The sequence below is a fragment of the Micromonospora cabrerizensis genome (assembly GCF_022230955.1).
GTDB lineage: Bacteria > Actinomycetota > Actinomycetes > Mycobacteriales > Micromonosporaceae > Micromonospora > Micromonospora cabrerizensis.
In genome coordinates, this window is the sequence record NZ_JAKKFI010000072.1 from 1 (window position 1) to 17830 (window position 17830).

A 17830-nucleotide genomic window follows, 5' to 3' on the forward strand; every position below is an offset into this window, starting at 1 on the left:
CGGCTGCCCGGTCCCGAGGGCTGCCGGCACCCCGTAGTCGGGCGGACAGCACACCACCCGCCACGGCGGTGAGCAGCGCGACGATGCTGCCCACCACGAGCAGGGCACGAAGCGGTTGCTCCGCCGCCGGCACACTGAACCAGACCATCGCGAAGACGCCCAGGTAGAGGGCGGTCAGCCCGGCCTGACGTCGGTTGGCGATCAACAGATCAGACATGAAACCCCCAGGTACGAAAGATCGCCGGTCACCCTACGACGACCCCGTCGACCTGTCGCCCCGCTTCTCGCCCCGCCGCCCTGGGCCGGCGCGCAAACCCAGCCGTCTGATCGACTCGGACATCAGGAACCCGCCGCCCTGAGCCGGCGCACCGCCCCCACCGCTTGATCGACTCGGATTTCAGGAACCCGCCGCCCTGAGCCGGCGCACCGCCCCCACCGCTTGATCGACTCGGATTTCAGGAAGTCGGGGTGTCCACCCGGCCGGGTCACCCCGACTTTCAGGAAGCCGAGTCGATCTTCGCGGATCTGGGTCGATTTGGCCAGGTTTCGTCGGCGTCGGGGTCCGGAACCGGCGCCGAGGAGGCCCGGACGTGTCGCGGCCGAACGGGCGACTTCACCAGGAGTGGCAAGGGATCACCCAGGGTCGGTCAGTCGACCAGGGTGCGGCCGGTCAGGTGCAGGAAGACGTCCTCCAGGCCGCTGCGCCGCACCAGCACGTTGGCCGGGTTGAGCCCCAACGCGGTGATCTCGGCGACCGCCGCGTCGCCGTCGGGCACGTAGAGCAGGACCCGGTCGGGCAGCACCTCGACCCGCTCCCCCAGCCCGTCGAGCTTGCTGGCGAACGGCTCCTGCGACTCGGCGGCGAAGCGCAGCTCGACCACCTCGCGAGTGGAGTGTCGTTCGATCAGCGCCCGGGGCGAACCCTCCGCGACGATGCGTCCGCCGTCCATCACCACCAGCCGGTCGCAGAGCTGCTCGGCCTCGTCCATGTAGTGCGTGGTGAGGACCAGCGTGACGCCCTGCTGCTTGAGCCGGAACAGCCGCTCCCACACCAGGTGCCGGGCCTGCGGGTCGAGCCCGGTGGTCGGCTCGTCGAGCAGCACGATCTGCGGGTCGTTGACCAGCGCGCGGGCGATGGTCAACCGACGCTTCATCCCGCCGGAGAGCGGGTCGACCTTGCTGTTGGCGCGCTCGGTGAGCTGGACGAAGTCGAGCAGCTCGTCGGCCCGCTCCCGGGCCGCCCGCCGCGAGATGCCGAAGTAGCGGGCATAGACGGTCAGGTTTTCCCGGACCGTCAGCTCGGGGTCGAGATTGTCGAGCTGCGGGCACACCCCCAACCGCGCCCGGATCGCCGGCCCGTCAGCCACCGGGTCCAGATCGAGGATGCGCAGCTCGCCCCCGCTCGGCGGAGAGGTGCAGCCGACCATCCGCATGGTGGAGGACTTGCCGGCGCCGTTGGGCCCGAGGAACCCGAACGCCTCACCCGAGCGCACCTCGACGTCGATGCCGTCCACGGCGGTGAAGTCACCGAACCGCTTCACCAGCCCGCGAGCCTGAATCAGTGGTCGCCCCGAAGTCACCGCCCGACACTAACCGCCCGGTCCGACAGCCCTCGACGCAAATATGCGCCCACCGTCCGCCGGCAGTCCCGCTGACGACGAAACGCCGATCGATGCCCCACCGGTTCGCCGATCGACGTGTATCGTCCCCTCGTGTCGCCCATCAGCTCGCCCGATGGTTCGTCTTCACCCGTCCGACCTGCCAACTCTCCTGCCGGCGAGCCCGCGACGGGCACCGGCGGCGCGGCACCGCGACCACGACCATCAGCCAAGCCCACCGAGCCTGCCGGCACCCGTGCGACCGGGCACGACCCGACCGGACACGACACCACCGGGCACGAGCCCGCCGACAACGACCCGACCGGCAACGACCCAACCAAGGACGACCCGAGCAGGTACGACCCGAGCAGGTACGACCCGAGCAGGCTCGATGACGACGGCTCCGTCCCCGAGCGGGCGACCCGGGACCTGGCTGCCCAGTTCGAGGAAGAGAAACCGGGCCGGGTGCTGTCCGGGCCGGCGGGTCTGCTCCTCACCGCGGCGGCGCTGGCGGTTGGCGCCCTGGCCCTCTGGCAGGTGTTCCGCCCGCTGTCGCAGGGCAGCAAGTACTACCTGATCATCTTCCTGGCCGGCGTACTCCCGCTGGTCTTCCTGGCCTACCCGGCCGACCTGCGGCTGCGGGTCCGCATACCGTCCCGGCGACGACGCACCGCCAGCGGCGGCAGCACCAGCGACAGCACCGACAGCGACAGCGGCAGCACCAGCACCAGCACCAGCACCAGCACCAGCCTCGACACCGACCCGCCGGTCCTGACACGACCGGCGTCCACAAAGCCCACCGCGATCGACTGGGTCCTGGTCGTGCTGGCGGTGGCGGCCTGCCTCTACCCCGTCCTGCCGGTCTCGCTCGGCTCGGGTGGCGGCGGCTACAACGCCTTCCTCGACCGGCAGGGCCTGCTGGCGCCGGCGGACCTGGCGCTGGGCACGGTCCTGCTGCTCCTGCTGCTGGAGGCGTGCCGACGGACGACCGGCTGGATCCTGCCCGCTGTCTGCCTGCTGTTCCTCGGGTACGGCTACTACGGCGGGCTGCTGCCGCAGTCCTGGCCGGTGGCCCACGCCGGGCTCGACTTCAGCCAACTGGTGGACGCGTTCTACAACTCCGACAGCGGCTTCTACGGCACGCCCCTGGACGTGGCCGCCTCGTACATCGTGCTGTTCACCATCTACGGCGCGGTGCTGGAGCTGTCCGGGGCCGGGCGATTCTTCGTCGAGCTGTCGGCTGCGGCGTTCCGCCGCTCGCGAACCGCCGCCGGTCGGACGGCGGTGGCCTCCGGCTTCCTGCTCGGCACCGTGTCCGGCTCCGGGGCGGCGACGACGGTGAGCATCGGCGCGGTTACCTGGCCCCTGCTGCGCCGCGCCGGCTATCCCCCGGAGCGGGCCGGCGGAATGCTGGCGGCGGCCGGGGTCGGCGCGATCCTCTCCCCACCCACCCTGGGTGCGGCGGCGTTCATCATCGCCGAGTACCTGGGCGTCTCGTACCTCCAGGTGCTGGGCTGGGCGACGGTGCCGACAGTGCTCTACTACCTCGGCATTCTGCTCTCGGTGGAGATCGACGCACGCCGCTCCGGCGTACGCCCCGTCGTGATCGACGTCGGTTCGCCCTGGCGTCTGCTGGCCCGCCTCGGTTACCACTTCGCCTCGCTGATCGCGATCATCGTGTTCCTCGCGGTCGGCGTGTCCGCGACGAGGGCGGTCGTCTTCGCCACCCTCCTGGCGGTCGCGCTCTCCTTCCTGGACCGCACGAAGGGCCGCGCGTACCGGCTCACCCCGGCCCGGCTGGTGACCGCGCTCGTCACCGGCGTACGCGGAGTGCTCGCCGTTTCCGCGGTCTGCGCCGCCGCCGGCATCATCACGGCGACCACCACGAAGACCGGCCTCGGGCCGCAGGCGGCGGCGCTGCTGATCGGCGGGGCGCAGGCGGCCACGTCGGACCCGACCCTGGTCCTGGTGCTCACCGCGCTGCTCGCGGCCGTCGCCCTCAGCCTGCTGGGCCTGGCCGTGCCGGTCACCGCCTCGTTCGTGATCGGTTGGGTGATCGTCGGTCCGGCTCTGCTCGACCTGGGCGTGAGCGCGCCCGCCGCGGCGATGTTCGTCTTCTACTTCGCGGTTCTGTCCGAGGTGTCCCCACCGACGGCGCTCGCCGCGGTGGCCGCCGCCGCGGTGACCGGCGGCCGGCTGGTGCCGACCATGTGGCAGACCCTGCGGTACGCGCTGCCCGCCTACCTGACCCCGATCGCGTTCGTCATCACGCCGGCCGGGCTCGGTCTGCTCGGCATCGGTGGCGTCCAGCGGATCGCCTTCGCCGCCGTGGTGACCGCGCTGAGCGTGGCGGTGCTCGCCGTCGCCGCCGGTGGCTGGCTGCCCGGAGTCGGGCCCGCCGGCGCCCCGGAACGCGTGCTCGGTGCCCTCGCCGGTGTCACCCTGCTCTGGCTCGAACCCGTGCCGGTCACGGTCGGCGTGGCACTGGCCGCCATCGCGGCCGCGGGTGTGTTCGTCAGACGAGGATCCGCCGGTCGGCCATCGTCCGGATCACCAGCCAATCCTGTGGAGGAACAACTGTGAGACGAATCGACGTACGGCTCGCGGCGGGCCTGAGCGCGCTCGCCCTCGTCACGGTCGGCGCCACGGCTTGTGGTGGTCAGCAGGGCGGCGCCGCCAAGGACGACGCGGCCAGCGAGGTCACCTGCGAGGTGAGCAGGGAGACCCGCGTCGGCATCGCCACCGGCAACGCGACGGGCGTCTACTACGTGGTCGGCAACGCCCTGGCCGGGCAGTTGTCCGGGGCGACCGGTGGCAAGCTCACCGGCACCGCAGCCGAGACCGGCGCCTCGGTGCAGAACGTCGAGCAACTCGTCGGTGGTCAGTACGACGTGGCGTTCTCCCTGTTCGACACGGCGGTCAACGCGGTCGAGGGCAAGGGCAGCTTCACCGCGCCGCAGCCGGTGGAGGCACTGGCCCGCATCTACGACAACTACACGCAGGTGGTGGTCCGCAACGACTCCGGGATCACCTCGGTGGCCGACATGCGCGGCAAGCGGATCTCCACCGGGTCACCGAAGTCCGGCACGGAGGTGATCGCCAACCGGCTGCTGGAGGCCGCCGGCCTCGACCCGGCCAAGGACATCCGGGCGCAGCGGCTGGATCTGACCAAGACGGTCGAGGGGGTCAAGGACGGCAGCGTCGACGGTTTCTTCTGGTCCGGCGGTCTGCCCACCGGCGGCCTCACCGACCTGTTCACCACCGCCGGTGACTCGGTGAGGTTCGTCGACATCTCGCCGTTGCTGCCGAAGATGACCGCGTCGAGCCCCGCCTACCAGGCCGGGACGATCGGCCGGGACGCGTACCGGACGGCGACCGACACCCCGACGATCGTCGTACCCAACGTGTTGTTGGTTCGTAAGGACCTGGACGCCAACGTCGCCTGCGCGATCACCCGGACGGTGTTCGACAGGCGCGACGCGCTGGCCCAGGCGAACCCGGCGGCCAAGGGGATCTCGCTGGACACCGCCCGCAAGACCGAGCCGGTGCCGCTGCACCGCGGTGCCGACAAGGCGTTGAAGGATCTCGGCGCCAACTGACCCTGACGGTCAGAGGTCGGTCGGCGCGGTGGCGGCACGGGCCGCGCCGACCAGACGGTCGGTCTCGGCGAGCAGGGCCTCGTCGTCCGTCGGGGTGCCGGGGTCGAGTCGGACCGTCCAGGTCAGACCGTCGGCCCCGGCCACGCGGCGGGCCGCGACCCGCGCCGCGCCGCCGGGCACCGGATGGTGCTCGGTGTACGCGACCGAGCGGGTCACCCGTGCCCGCACCTGGTGCGGCAGCTCGCGCGGATCGAGGAGGAAGTACGTCTCGGCCGGGCCGTCGGCGACCACCGTGTAGCCGTCCCGGTCGACGGCGGTCTCGGCGGGGGTGACGGTCAGCTCCCGGCCGGACCAGACCGCCTTGAGGATGGTGTGCCAGCCGAGCCGCTGCCCTCGACCGGGCAGCCACAGCCCGAGGTTGGTGGCGACCACCACCCCGTCGCCCTCGCCGTTGCCGACGGCCGCCCACGCCAGCACCCGCTCGTCGGCGGTCAGCGGCGGCCGGTCGGCCGGCGGCAGTTTCGGCTTGCGGCTGAACAGTCCCATCTAGAGGCCTCCCGCAGCCTGCTCGCGCAGTGCCCGGGCGTGCTGCTCCAGGGACAGCAGCTCACCGAAGGCGGCGAAGTACTCGTCCTTGTTGTTGACCGGGTTGATCCGCTGGATGCGGGACTTGATGTCCCGGATCCGTGAGGTCACCGACCCGAACTGCACCCGCGCCATGGTGATCGACACGTAGCGCGGGTCGGCTTCCCCGTCGATGCGCAGCGGCTCCACGGCCAACTCGCCGACCAACGCCGCCGACGCCAGGTCGTCGCAGGCGTCGCGGACCGACTCGATCCAGACCGCGCCGCCGGTCGCCGACGCGGCACCACCGGCCGCCGCGATGGCCGCACGCACCCCGACGTGCACCGGGTGGCGGTATTCGGTGGCCTCGACGGCGTCGAACATGGGCCCGGCCAGCACCGGCTGCTGGAGGGCGAGCTTCAGCGCCTCCCGCTCGACCATCGACTGCGGGCTGTCCAGGGTCGGCTCTGGGCGGGCCGACGCGGGGCGGGCGGCGGGTGCGGCGTCGCGGGTGCCGGGCGGCGGGGTGTTGCCGGCGGCCAGCACCGCCCGCTGCACCGGCTCGATCTCCATGCCCAGGTCCATGGCGAGCTTGCGGACGTACTCTGGGCGCTTTTCCCGGTCCTTGAGGCGCGCGACCAGCGGCGCGGCGTGACGCATGGCCTCGACCCGGCCGTCGACGGTGTCCAGGTCGAAGCGGCCGATCACGTGTCGCAACGCGAAGTCGACGAGCGGCTCGCGGCGCGCTACCAGGTCACGCACCGCCAGGTCACCCTTGGCCAGCCGCAGATCGCACGGGTCCATGTTGTCCGGGCTGACGGCGATGAACGTGCGCCCGACGAAGCGCTGGTCGTCCTCGAAGGCGCGCAGCGCGGCCTTCTGGCCGGCGGCGTCGCCGTCGAAGGTGAAGATGATCTCGCCGGCCACCTCGTCGCTGTCGAACAGGAGGCGACGCAGAACCGAGATGTGGTCCGCGGCGAAGGCCGTGCCGCAGGTCGCCACCGCCGTGGTCACCCCGGCCAGGTGGCAGGCCATCACGTCGGTGTAACCCTCGACGATCACCGCCCGCCCCTGCTTGGCGATCTCCCGTTTGGCCTGGTCGATGCCGTAGAGCACGTGCGACTTCTTGTAGATCGGCGTCTCGGGGGTGTTCAGGTACTTCGGGCCGTCGTCGTCGTCGAAGAGCTTGCGCGCGCCGAAGCCGATCACGTCGCCGGCGAGGTCGCGGATCGGCCAGAGCAACCGACGGCGGAACCGGTCGATCAGGCTGCCGGAGCGGGCCTCCCGGGACAGCCCGCCCGTGACCAGCTCCTGGTGGGTGAACCCCTGCTGGCGCAGGTGCTTGGTGAGCAGGTCCCAACCGTCCGGCGCGAAGCCACAGCCGTAACGCTCGGCGGCGGCCCGGTCGAACCCCCGCTGGGCCAGGAACTCCCGTGCCGGCCGGGCGCCGGCGGTGCTGAGCTGCGCCCGGTAGAACTCGACAGCGGCGGCGTGCGCGGCGACCAGGCGCTGCCGCTGGCCCTGCTGCGGGCGAGGGCGCGGGGCGCTCTTGTCGTCCTCGATATAGCGCAACTGGATGCCGGCGCGGCCGGCGAGCCGCTCGACGGACTCCACGAAGCTGAGGTGGTCGGCGTCCATCAGGAACTTGATCGCGTCGCCGCCGGCCCCGCAGCCGAAGCAGTACCAGACGTTACGGGCCGGTGAGACGTTGAACGACGGGCTCTTCTCGTCGTGGAACGGGCACAGACCCTTGAGGTTGCCGCCGCCGGCGGACTTCAGGGTGACGGTCTCGGAGATCACATCCCCGATCGAGGTGCGTTCCCGGACCAGTGCGATGTCCTCGTCCCGGATCCGCCCAGCCATGCGCCACCCCCTCGGCGTACATCCTGCCCTGCCGGGCCGACGACACGCCCGCCGGGGGACGTCGGTGTGGCGGCCACCGCTGCCGGCTGGGCGGTTCCGGCCCGCAGGCCGGGCCGCCCGGGGACCATGACCAGATGCGCAGGGTACGGACCGACGTCCCCCGCCTGCCCAGATGGTTGGCCGGTCGGATCGGGCTCCGCGGGCAGGCCCCGCCGGCAGACGAGGCCGGACACCGCCATGCCACCTGGCTGGAGCTCTTCCTCGACCTCATCTTCGTGTACGCGCTGGCGGCGGTGGTGGCCCGGCTGGGCGGCGACCCGACCCCGTCCCCGCGCGCCGTGCTGGCCGTGATCGGGCTCTTCGTGGTGATCCAGTGGGCCTGGGTGGGTCAGGTCTTCTACGACACCCGGTTCGACCCGGACGACGCGCTGCACCGGGTGCTGGTGCTGGTGGCGTTGGTCGGCGCGGGGGCGATGACGCTCGGCGTGGACGAGGTGCCGGAGAGCGTGCTCCTGCCGGTCGGGTACCTGGTCGTGCGGGGCGTGCTGCTCCTGCTGTACCTACGGGCCCGGCCGACCAGCCCGATGGCCCGCATCGTGACGACGATCTACCTGATCGGCTTCGGGTCGGGCTGGCTGATCTGGCTGGTGTCGCTGACCACGCCGACCGAGCAGCGCCCGGTGCTCTGGGTGGTCGCGATGGTCATCGAACTGGCCACGCCCTGGGTCGGCGCGCGCTGGCTCAACCGCTGGCCGGTGGACAACCAGCACCTGCCGGAACGGATCGGGCAGTTCACGATCATCGTGCTGGGCAGCGCCCTGGCCAGCCTGCTCTTCGCCGTGCCCGACCATCCGCCGCCCCACATGATCCTCACCGCCGGGTTGGCCTTCCTGATCCCGGCGGCCGTCTGGTGGGTCTACACCACCTTCGTCACCACCCGACTCCTTCAGAACCGCCTGCGGGGCGGGCAGGCGTACAGCTACCTGCACATCCCGCTCGGCGGTGCGCTCCTGCTGCTCGGCTGGGCGCTCGGGCAGGTGGTCCGGCTGGTCGACGCCGACGCGCCGCGGCTGCCGCTGGAGCTGCGGCTGCTGCTGGCCGGCTCGATGGTGGTGTGGACGGTGTGCGGCCTGGCCCTGTACTGGCTGTGGACCCGGCCGAGCCTCGCCCGGTTGGCGATCGCCGCCTACGGGGTGCTCTCGGTCACGGTGATCACCGCGACGGTGCACGAGCCGAGGCTGATGCTGGCCCTGCTCGCCGCGGCGATCATCGGGTACGCCGTGTTGCTCAGCCGCCGGCTCACCAGGGCCAGCGAGTCGACCCAGTCGCCCGAGGGATGAGCGGCCCTCAGGCTGCCGCGGCCTGCCCGGCCACCACCGCGGGGGTCTCCTCCTCGGCGGTCACCTGCCGGTTCCAGTCGGCCTTGGTGGAACGCCAGCCCTCGTCGTCCATGCCGCGCCGCCAGTAGCCGGAGATGGAGAGCCGGTCGAGCGGTATGCCGCGCTCGCCGCGCAGCAGCCGGCGCAGGTCCCGGACGAAGGCAGCCTCGCCGTGCACGAAGGCGTGCACGCTGCCGGCGGGGAACTCCAACGCCCGCACCGCCTCGACCAGCGCCTCGCCCACCGGGCGGTCGCCGCGGTGCAGCCAGGTCAGCTCGACCGCACCCGGGCTGAGCAGCTTCTGCTCCTCCGCCGGGTCGGCGATCTCCACGAGGACGCGGGCCGGTGCGCCCAGCGGCAGCCGCTCCAGGGCGGCGGCGATCGCCGGCAGGGCGCTCTCGTCGCCCACCAGCAGGTGCCAGTCCGCGTCCGGGCTCGGGGCGTACGCGCCGCCGGGGCCGACGAAGTGCACCGGGTCACCCGGCCGCAACGCGGCGGCCCACGGGCCGGCCAACCCCTCGTCGCCGTGGTGCACCACGTCGACGGTCAACTCCTCGGCCAGCGGGTCCCAGCGTCGCACCGTGTACGCGCGCAGCCGCGGCCACTGCTCCCGGGGCAGGTCCCGACGGATCGCGGCGAGGTCCAGCGGCTGCGGATACTCGACTCCGGGCTGCGGGAACACCACCTTGATGTAGTGGTCGGTGAACTCGCCCACCGGCAGACCGGTCAGCTCCTCCCCACCGAGGACGAGCCGGATCAGGTGCGGGGTGGGCCGCTCGGTGCGCAGCACCCGGGCCGAGGTGACGTTCCTGGGGCGTTCCGTCATGCCAGTTAGGCTAGCCTAAGCTGGCTCGTCGTGGGTTGGCGGTGTAGCACTGCCGACCAGACGGGTGTGCCAGGTCACCGCCGCCGGGTCGGTGAGCGAGGCGACCTGGTCGATCACCACCCGCAGTCGGGCCGTGTCGTCCGGGGCGGCCCGCCACAGCGGAGCGAAGATCGGGTCGAGCCCGTCCGGCGCCCGTCGGACCAGCGCGGCAACCAGCTCGGCCAGCATCGTCCGCTGCCGCTCGTAGCGACCCCGGAAGCCGGCCCGACGCATCACGTACCGCAGCGCGATGCCCTTGAGCAGGGCGCACTGCGCCCGGACCAGCCGAGGCACCACCAGGTCGGCGGCGTAGCGGCGGTGCGGCCCGGGGCCGAAACGCTCCTCCGTGGCAGCCACCGCAGCCGACACGAACCGCCCGGTCACCCCGCTGGTGGTGGCCTTCAGCACGACCTGCGCGCGATGACTGCCGTCGTAGCCGGCCAGGGGGGCGAGCAGCGGGTCGGCCAGCAGGTCGACCAGCACCTCGGCCAGGTCGTCCGCCGACTCCCCGGAGTAGGCGCCCGCCACGTCGGCACAGAGCGCGGCCCGCTCGTCGGCGTCCCCGAGCAGCGGACGCAGCGACACGTACCCGCCGTGGATGCCGTCCTCCACGTCGTGCACCGAGTACGCGACGTCGTCGGCCCAGTCCATCACCTGCGCTTCCAGGCAGCGCCGGTCACCCGGCGCACCGTCCCGGATCCAGTCGAAGACGGCCACGTCGTCGGCGTACACCCCGAACTTGCGCTGGCCGGGGCGGCGCGGCCAGGGGTACTTGCCGATCGCGTCGAGCGACGCCCGGGTCAGGTTCAGCCCAGCGGACGACCCGTCCGGGGCGAGCACCTTCGCCTCCAGCCGGGTCAACACCCGCAGGGTCTGCGCGTTGCCCTCGAAGCCGCCGCACGGCGTGGCCAGCAGATCCAGGGCCGCCTCTCCGTTGTGCCCGAACGGCGGGTGCCCCAGGTCGTGGGCGAGCCCCGCCACGTCCACCACGTCCGGGTCACAACCCAACCGGGCGCCCATCTCGCGGGCGATCTGGGCCACCTCCAGCGAGTGCGTCAGCCGCGTACGCAGGAAGTCGTCGGTGCCGGCGGTGTGCACCTGGGTCTTTGTGGCCAGCCGCCGGAAGGCCGCGGAGTGCAGCACCCGGGCACGGTCACGCTCGTACGGTGAGCGGCGGTGACCGGTGTCCTTGGGCGGCTCCTCGACCAGCCGGGCGCCCGCCGCAGCAGGCTCACTTCTCACGCAGGATGCAGAACTCGTTGCCCTCCGGGTCAGCCAGCACCGTCCACTCGACGTCACCCTGGCCGATGTCGACGTGCCGGGCACCCATGTCGACCAGCCGCTCGACCTCGGCCTCCTGGCTGGCGGGGCGCAGGTCGATGTGCAGCCGGTTCTTGCGGTCCTTGCCGTCTGTCACCGGCACGAAGACCAGGCCGGGGAGGCGGTCCGCGGACTGGCGGATCTCCACCTCGTCGGGGCTCTCGGCGACGACCTGGTAGCCGAGCGCCTCGGCCCACCAACGGGCCAGTCGCGCCGGATCGCGGGCATCGACGGCGAGGTTCTCCCAGACGCTGGTCATGCAATCACCTTTCCCGTTCGACGGCCGACGCAATCAGCCGTGTGCGAGCGAGCCAAGATTACGCCCGCCACCACTGGTCGACCCGCCCACGACGCATCGACGATCGGCCCACAACCGCCGATTGGCCTGGAGTTGTCAACCGATCGCTGAGGGTTATGGGCTCGCGGGCGGAAGTGGCGCCCGGTAGCGTTCCCAGCGCGGAAAGTGACCAGTCGACCGACACGCGGAGCCCGACCGGTAAGGGGAGAATCTCGTGGACGCAGACACGGTGGTGGGAACGGAACTACGCGGGCTGCGCCGCCGCCGACCCGAGATCGCCGGCACGGTCCTGGCCGGCACCGACGGGCTGCTCATCTCCAGCGATCTGCCCAGCACCGACGCCACCCATCTCGCCGCGCTCGCCGCAGCCAGCTTCGGGCTCGGCCACCGGGTGGCCGACACTGTCCAACGTGGTGAGTTCCGGGAGTCGGTCGTCCGCACCACCGCCGGTTGCGTGGTGACCTACCCGGCCGGGCGCACCGCCCTGCTGACCCTGGTCACCGTGTCTCCGGCAGAGAATCTGGAGGCGTTGCACGAGGAGGCCCGTGCCGTGGCCCGTCGGGCGGGCTCGGTGCTGGACAGGCGCGGCGGGGTTGTCGGCGCCACCTCGGTTGCGGACACTCACGGGCCGCTCGCCGTGCGTACGCCGATGGCGACCCTGCCGGCGCAGTTGCGCCGCTCGTCCCGGCCCACCTGGCGTCGCCCGCCGATCTGAGCTTGGTGCCGGTGGCGGCCCGGTCGCCCGGGCCGCCACCGGCGTGCGTCAGCGGCTGTCCGACCCGCCGGTCTCCACGACCGCCCGGCCGGCCTCCAGTCGGGCCACCGGCACCCGGAACGGCGAGCAGGACACGTAGTCCAGGCCGACCTCGTGGAAGAAGTGCACCGAGTCCGGGTCACCGCCGTGCTCGCCGCAGACGCCCAACTTGAGGCCCGGGCGGGCGGCCCGGCCCTCCTCGGCGGCGATCCGCACCAGCCGGCCGACGCCGTCGCGGTCGATCGACTCGAACGGCGAGATGCCGAAGATGCCCAGCTCCAGGTATCGCCAGAAGAACGCTCCCTCGACGTCGTCGCGGGAGAAGCCCCAGCCCATCTGGGTCAGGTCGTTGGTGCCGAAGGAGAAGAACTCGGCCGCCTCGGCGATCTGCCCGGCGGTCAGCGCCGCCCGGGGCACCTCGATCATGGTGCCGATCAGCACCTCGACCCCGCTGTCCCCGACCACCTCCGCGATGATCTTCTCGGCCTCGGCGCGGACGGTCTCCAGCTCCTGCACGGCCCCGACCAACGGCACCATGATCTCCGGCTTGGCCACGCCGCCACCACGGGCACAGGCGACAGCCGCCTCGGCGATGGCCCGGACCTGCATCGCGAACAGGCCGGGGATGACCAGGCCGAGGCGGACGCCCCGCAGCCCGAGCATCGGGTTCTCCTCGTGCATCCGCCGGACGGCGGCGAGCAGCGCCTCCTCCTTGGCCACGTCCTCGCCCCGTTCCTGGGCGACCGCGACGTTGACCGCGAGCTGCTCCAGCGGCGGCAGGAACTCGTGCAGCGGCGGGTCGATCAGCCGGACGGTGACCGGCAGGCCGTCCATCTCGCGGAAGATCTCCTCGAAGTCGGCCCGCTGCAACGGCAGCAGCGCCGCCAGCGCCGCTTCCCGCTCGCCCGGGGCCCGGGCCAGGATCAGCCGCTCGACCAGCTCCCGCCGGTCGCCGAGGAACATGTGCTCGGTGCGGCACAGCCCGATGCCCTCGGCGCCGAAGCGCCGGGCCCGGGCGGCGTCCGCGCCGGTGTCGGCGTTCGTGCGGACCGCGAGGCGCCGCTTGCCGTCGGCGTGCGTCATGATCCGGTGTACGGCCCGAACCAACGCGTTGTCGATGTGCTCCGGGTCGAGGCTGCCCTCGAAGTACTGCACCACCTCCGACGGCATGACCGGCACCTCACCCAGGTAGACCTTGCCGGTGGTGCCGTCGATGGACACGACGTCGCCCTCGTTGACGGTCTGCCCGGCCACGGTGAACCGCTTCGCCGGGACGTTCACCTCGATCTCGTCGGCGCCGGAGACGCAGGTCTTGCCCATGCCCCGGGCCACCACCGCCGCGTGGCTGGTCTTGCCGCCGCGCGAGGTGAGGATGCCCTGGGCGGCGATCATGCCGTTCAGGTCGTCCGGGTTGGTCTCCCGGCGGACGAGGATCACCGACTTGCCCTCGGCGGCCAGCTCGACGGCCCGCGCGGAGGTGAACACCACAGTGCCGGACGCCGCACCGGGCGAGGCGCCGATGCCCGTGGCGACCGGCTGGAACTCGTGGTCGAGCTGGAAACGGGGGAACATCAGCTGGGCCAGCTGCGCGCCGTTGACCCGGTGCAGTGCCTCGTCCAGGTCGATCAGACCCTCGTCGACGAGCTGCCCCGCGATCACGAACGCGGCGGCGGCGGTGCGCTTGCCGACCCGCGTCTGCAACATCCAGAGCTTGCCGCGTTCGATGGTGAACTCGATGTCGCACAGGTCCTTGTAGTGCTCCTCCAGCCGAGCCATGATGCCGAGCAGCTCGTCGTAGGAGGTCTTGTCGAGCTGTTCCAGCTCCTGCAACGGCACGGTGTTACGGATGCCGGCGACGACGTCCTCGCCCTGCGCGTTGGCCAGGTAGTCGCCGTAGATGCCCTGCGCGCCACTGGCCGGGTCACGGGTGAACGCGACACCGGTGCCGGAATCCGGGCCGAGGTTGCCGAAGACCATGGTCACCACGTTGACCGCGGTGCCGAGGTCGGCCGGGATCCGCTCCTGGCGACGGTAGAGCACCGCGCGCTCGGCGTTCCACGACTCGAAGACCGCCCGGATCGCCAGGTCGAGCTGTTCGCGCGGCTGCTGCGGGAACTCCCGACCGGTGTGCTTCACAAAGATCTTCTTGTACGCGTCGACCAGCCCACGGAGGTCGTCGGCGTCCAGGTCCAGGTCGTTGTGGGTGCCCTTGGCGCTCTTGGCCTCGTCCAGCGCGTGCTCGAACTCCTCGCCCGGCACCTCGCAGACGGTCTTGCCGAACATCTGGATGAGGCGGCGGTAGGAGTCCCAGGCGAACCTGTCGTTCTGGCCCGCCTGCGCGGAGAGCCCGACCACGCTCTGGTCGTTGAGGCCGACGTTGAGGACGGTCTCCATCATGCCGGGCATGGAGAACTTGGCGCCGGAGCGGACGGAGACCAGCAGCGGATCCTGCGGGTCGCCGAGACGCTTGCCCATCGCGCGCTCCAACGATTGCAGGTGCGCCTCGATCTGGCCGGCGAGCCCGTCCGGCTGCCGTCCCGTCGCCAGGTACGCCTGGCAGGCCTCGGTGGTGATGGTGAAGCCGGGCGGGACGGGCAGGCCGAGGTTGGTCATCTCGGCGAGGTTGGCCCCCTTGCCGCCGAGCAGGTCCTTGAGATCCTTGTTGCCTTCGGAGAAGTCGTAGACGTACTTGTGATCGACGGTCTCTTGCGCTGCCACCAGAGCCTCCACAACACACGCGCCGGATTGACACTTAACGAAGGTTCAGTTTTCTTCTTCCCCGGGGCGGACCACCGGTAATCCCGGGTCGACGCCGTTCGGTGGGCGAAGGTTAAGCGAACATCGAGCGACCTGGGACCGTTCGGTGACAATTGGCACAGCCATCACGACTATCCGTGTTCGTACCGGTTTTTGGGAACGCTTCCATGCGCACCATCACGCATCCCCGGCCGAGCGCCGTACGCTGGGTGGCACGCCAGCCGGTGAACCTCACTTTTGCCATAACCGACGCGAATACACCCCCGGAGTCGCCGCCGTGTCGACCATCCCCTCCCCCAGCCCCGCCGCCCTCCCCGCACCACTGTCGGCGGACGAACCGGACGCTGGCGTGCTCGCCCGCTCGGCCGAACAGACCGCGGTCACGGTGCTCACCGCGGCGGCCCCACACCGGCTGGCCGACGTCGTGCCCGCCCCGCGGGAGGTCCGGCCGGACCCGGCCGCGGACTGGGTGCTCCCGGCCGACGCCGTCATCACGGTCAGCGCCGACCCGGCCGCGACGGCCGTCGCCGAGCACCTCGCCGAGCTGCTGCGCCCGGCCACCGGCTACCCGCTACCGGTCGCCGACGCCACCACGCCGGACCGCGCCGGTGGCATCGCGCTGGTGCTGGACGAGGCCACCGACCTCGGCGCGGAGGGCTACCGGCTCGACATCACCACCGACGGGGTACGCGTCACCGCCGCCACTGCCGCCGGCCTCTTCCACGGCGTGCAGACGCTGCGCCAACTGTTGCCGGCGACGATCGAGAGCCCCAACCAGGTCACCGAACGCTGGGCGCTGCCCGGCGGGACGATCACCGATGCGCCCCGCTTCCCGTACCGGGGCGCGATGCTCGACGTCGCACGGCACTTCTTCGCCGTCGAGGACGTGCTGCGGGTGATCGACCACCTGGCCCGCTACAAGCTCAACCACCTGCACCTGCACCTCACCGACGACCAGGGCTGGCGGATCGCCGTCGACTCCTGGCCCAAGCTGACCAGCGTCGGCGGGGCGACGGAGGTCGGCGGAGGCCCCGGCGGGCACTACACGAAGACCGACTACGCCCGGATCGTCTCCTACGCGGCCGACCGGCACATCACCGTCGTCCCGGAGATCGACCTCCCCGGCCACACCAACTCGGCCCTGGTCGCGTACCCGGAGCTGGCACCGGACAAGATCGCGCCGCCGCCGTACACCGGCACCGAGGTCGGTTTCAGCTACGTCGACCCGGCCGACGAGCGGACGTACGACTTCGTCGCCGACGTCCTGGGCGAGGTGGCCGCGCTCACCCCCGGGCCGTGGCTGCACATCGGCGGCGACGAGGCGTTCAAGGTCAAGGGCGAGGTCTACACCGGTTTTGTCGAGCGGGTCCAGCGCATCGTGGCCGACCTCGGCAAGACCGTCGTCGGCTGGCACCAACTCGCACCGGCCGCACACCTCGACGGGCGGGTCCTGCAGTGGTGGGGCACCGACAGCGCGGACCCCACCACCGCCGAGGCCGTCCGGCAGGGCGCCCGGCTGATCGTCTCACCCGGAAACCACGCCTACCTGGACATGAAGTACGCCCCGGACACCCCGATCGGGCACGACTGGGCCGGCCTGATCGACGTGCGGAAGGCGTACGACTGGGACCCGGGCACGCACGTCGCGGACGTACCGGCCGAGGCCGTACTCGGCGTGGAGGCCCCGCTCTGGACCGAATCGGTCACCTCGCTGGCCGACATCGAGCTCCTACTCCTGCCCCGACTCCCCGCCATCGCCGAGGTGGGCTGGTCGACCCGGGCGACGCACGACTGGGCCGACTTCCGCGACCGGCTGGCAGGTCAGGGCCCGCGTTGGACGACCGCTGGCATCACCTTCCACCGCGCGCCCGAAATCCCCTGGCCGACCACACCGGTCATCCCCACCCAACGCGACACGACGCAGACCGACACCGCCGCCCACTGACCGCCGCCTGTCCCGTCCTGATCCACTCGGTTTACTTGATGTCGGGGTATCCCGGCCGCCTGGATACCCCGACATCACCAAACCCGAGTTGATCACGCGAGGTGCGCGTGGCGAATCGGGCAAGTTGTCTGTTTTGTCGGATCTCGTCCCGTGGTCGGGGCCACCCTGACGACGGAATCGTGGGCCAGGCGGGGTCGTTATACCTGGCATGGCACCGCGACTTCGGGTCGTGGGGCCGCGGTAGCCGCCGGGAACACCGGTCAAGCCGCCGCGGTTACATCCCCCGGAGCACGCGCCGCCAGCGAGCGGAATGCGTCGCCAGCCCGGCCGGTTACACACCATGGCCACGGGCCGCAGCCAGGTGGAATGCGTCGTCGGCCCGGCTGGTTACACACCCCGCACCCCCGAGCATCACAAGCCGGGGCCCGGGTGGAATGACCCGCCGTCCCGCACGGTTACACCCTTTCCCGACGCCGGCCCCCGTGGCCGCCGGGCGAGAACGTCGAAGACTTTCCCCCCTTACACGTGCGGCACGCCCACCCCCCGGGCGTGCCGTGCACACCCCCGATGCAGAGGAGCACGCCATCATGCGTACCGATCTGATCCGTAAGAGCGCACTCACCGCCGCTGGGATCGCGTTCACCGGTGGTGCCATCGTCGGACCCGTGACCGCCGCGTTCGCGGCGCCGAGCACCGCCAAGCCCACCACCCAGACCCAGACCGACCGCAAGCCCTCGGGTGAGCGGGAGCTGGGTGTGCGCTACGAGGCGCAGCCGAACTTCTACTACTGCGGGCCCGCCGCGACCCGTAACGCCCTGAGCGTGCAGGGCAAGAACATCAACGTTGATGACATGGCCAAGGAGATGGGCACCACCGAGGCCGGCACCC

Annotated in this window: 13 protein-coding genes and 1 pseudogene; 6 read left to right on the forward strand and 8 right to left on the reverse strand. The window is 71.6% G+C overall.

All coding sequences use genetic code 11. The annotated features are described in order from the left end of the window. Both LADH09A_RS18440 and LADH09A_RS18445 read right to left on the reverse strand, forming a co-directional pair. Positions 1–217: pseudogene (locus LADH09A_RS18440) on the reverse strand (hypothetical protein); the annotation flags it as partial. A gap of 430 nt (positions 218–647) precedes the next feature. Further along, the gene (locus LADH09A_RS18445; protein WP_238646708.1) at positions 648–1580 is read right to left on the reverse strand and encodes an ABC transporter ATP-binding protein; all 933 of its coding nucleotides are present in this window, start codon (positions 1578–1580) and stop codon (positions 648–650) included. 132 nt (positions 1581–1712) lie between these two features. On the opposite strand from LADH09A_RS18445, the gene LADH09A_RS18450 reads away from it, so the two are divergent. Further along, the gene (locus LADH09A_RS18450; protein WP_238646709.1) at positions 1713–4181 is read left to right on the forward strand and encodes a TRAP transporter fused permease subunit; all 2469 of its coding nucleotides are present in this window, start codon (positions 1713–1715) and stop codon (positions 4179–4181) included. Then, a complete protein-coding gene (locus LADH09A_RS18455; RefSeq protein WP_238646710.1) occupies positions 4178–5197 on the forward strand; it encodes a TAXI family TRAP transporter solute-binding subunit in 1020 nt (339 codons plus the stop codon). Before LADH09A_RS18450 ends, LADH09A_RS18455 begins: the two co-directional genes overlap by 4 nt. Before the next feature lie 9 nt (positions 5198–5206). Here LADH09A_RS18455 and LADH09A_RS18460 read toward each other — a convergent pair whose 3' ends face one another. Together LADH09A_RS18460 and dnaG are read right to left on the reverse strand one after the other, a co-directional pair. After that, positions 5207–5743 carry a hypothetical protein gene (locus LADH09A_RS18460; protein ID WP_238646711.1) on the reverse strand — a complete coding sequence of 179 codons (537 nt, stop codon included), beginning with the start codon at positions 5741–5743 and terminating at the stop codon, positions 5207–5209. Further along, positions 5744–7624, reverse strand: a complete 1881-nt coding sequence (gene dnaG / locus LADH09A_RS18465; protein ID WP_372492304.1) for a DNA primase — start codon at positions 7622–7624, stop codon at positions 5744–5746. Between the two features lie 134 nt (positions 7625–7758). Here dnaG and LADH09A_RS18470 point away from each other — a divergent pair, with 134 nt between their 5' ends. Then, on the forward strand, positions 7759–8964 hold the full coding sequence (locus tag LADH09A_RS18470; RefSeq protein WP_238646712.1) for a low temperature requirement protein A: 1206 nt from the start codon (positions 7759–7761) through the stop codon (positions 8962–8964). Between the two features lie 7 nt (positions 8965–8971). Here LADH09A_RS18470 and LADH09A_RS18475 read toward each other — a convergent pair whose 3' ends face one another. From LADH09A_RS18475 to LADH09A_RS18485, 3 genes are read right to left on the reverse strand one after another with little or no spacing between them, the layout of a single operon-like run. After that, positions 8972–9829 (reverse strand): siderophore-interacting protein, encoded by an 858-nt coding sequence (locus tag LADH09A_RS18475; RefSeq protein WP_238646713.1) that lies wholly within the window; start codon positions 9827–9829, stop codon positions 8972–8974. Positions 9830–9844: 15 nt separating this feature from the next. Continuing rightward, a complete protein-coding gene (locus tag LADH09A_RS18480; RefSeq protein WP_238646714.1) occupies positions 9845–11110 on the reverse strand; it encodes a deoxyguanosinetriphosphate triphosphohydrolase in 1266 nt (421 codons plus the stop codon). Then, positions 11100–11447, reverse strand: a complete 348-nt coding sequence (locus tag LADH09A_RS18485) for a VOC family protein (RefSeq protein ID WP_238646715.1) — start codon at positions 11445–11447, stop codon at positions 11100–11102. The genes LADH09A_RS18480 and LADH09A_RS18485 overlap by 11 nt, the downstream gene beginning before the upstream one ends. Positions 11448–11700: 253 nt before the next feature. Between LADH09A_RS18485 and LADH09A_RS18490 the strand changes: the two genes are divergently transcribed. Beyond that, positions 11701–12201 (forward strand): roadblock/LC7 domain-containing protein, encoded by a 501-nt coding sequence (locus LADH09A_RS18490; protein ID WP_238646716.1) that lies wholly within the window; start codon positions 11701–11703, stop codon positions 12199–12201. A gap of 48 nt (positions 12202–12249) precedes the next feature. Here the strand turns inward: LADH09A_RS18490 and ppdK are convergent, their stop codons facing one another. Then, positions 12250–14958, reverse strand: coding sequence for a pyruvate, phosphate dikinase (gene ppdK, locus LADH09A_RS18495; protein ID WP_238646717.1), 2709 nt, complete (start codon positions 14956–14958; stop codon positions 12250–12252). 244 nt (positions 14959–15202) lie between these two features. On the opposite strand from ppdK, the gene LADH09A_RS18500 reads away from it, so the two are divergent. Together LADH09A_RS18500 and LADH09A_RS18505 are read left to right on the forward strand one after the other, a co-directional pair. Next, positions 15203–16942, forward strand: a complete 1740-nt coding sequence (locus LADH09A_RS18500; RefSeq protein WP_372492305.1) for a beta-N-acetylhexosaminidase — start codon at positions 15203–15205, stop codon at positions 16940–16942. Positions 16943–17529: 587 nt separating this feature from the next. Beyond that, positions 17530–17830 (forward strand): C39 family peptidase (locus LADH09A_RS18505; RefSeq protein WP_238643239.1); only part of this gene is annotated, 301 nt, incomplete at its 3' end.

Bases quoted from the DNA above. Each gene is read 5' to 3' on its own strand.
- dnaG (WP_372492304.1), bottom strand. From the start codon at position 7,624: ATGGCTGGGCGGATCCGGGACGAGGACATCGCACTGGTCCGGGAACGC.
- LADH09A_RS18460 (WP_238646711.1), bottom strand. From the start codon at position 5,743: ATGGGACTGTTCAGCCGCAAGCCGAAACTGCCGCCGGCCGACCGGCCG.
- LADH09A_RS18475 (WP_238646713.1), bottom strand. From the start codon at position 9,829: ATGACGGAACGCCCCAGGAACGTCACCTCGGCCCGGGTGCTGCGCACC.
- LADH09A_RS18470 (WP_238646712.1), top strand. From the start codon at position 7,759: ATGCGCAGGGTACGGACCGACGTCCCCCGCCTGCCCAGATGGTTGGCC.
- LADH09A_RS18485 (WP_238646715.1), bottom strand. From the start codon at position 11,447: ATGACCAGCGTCTGGGAGAACCTCGCCGTCGATGCCCGCGATCCGGCG.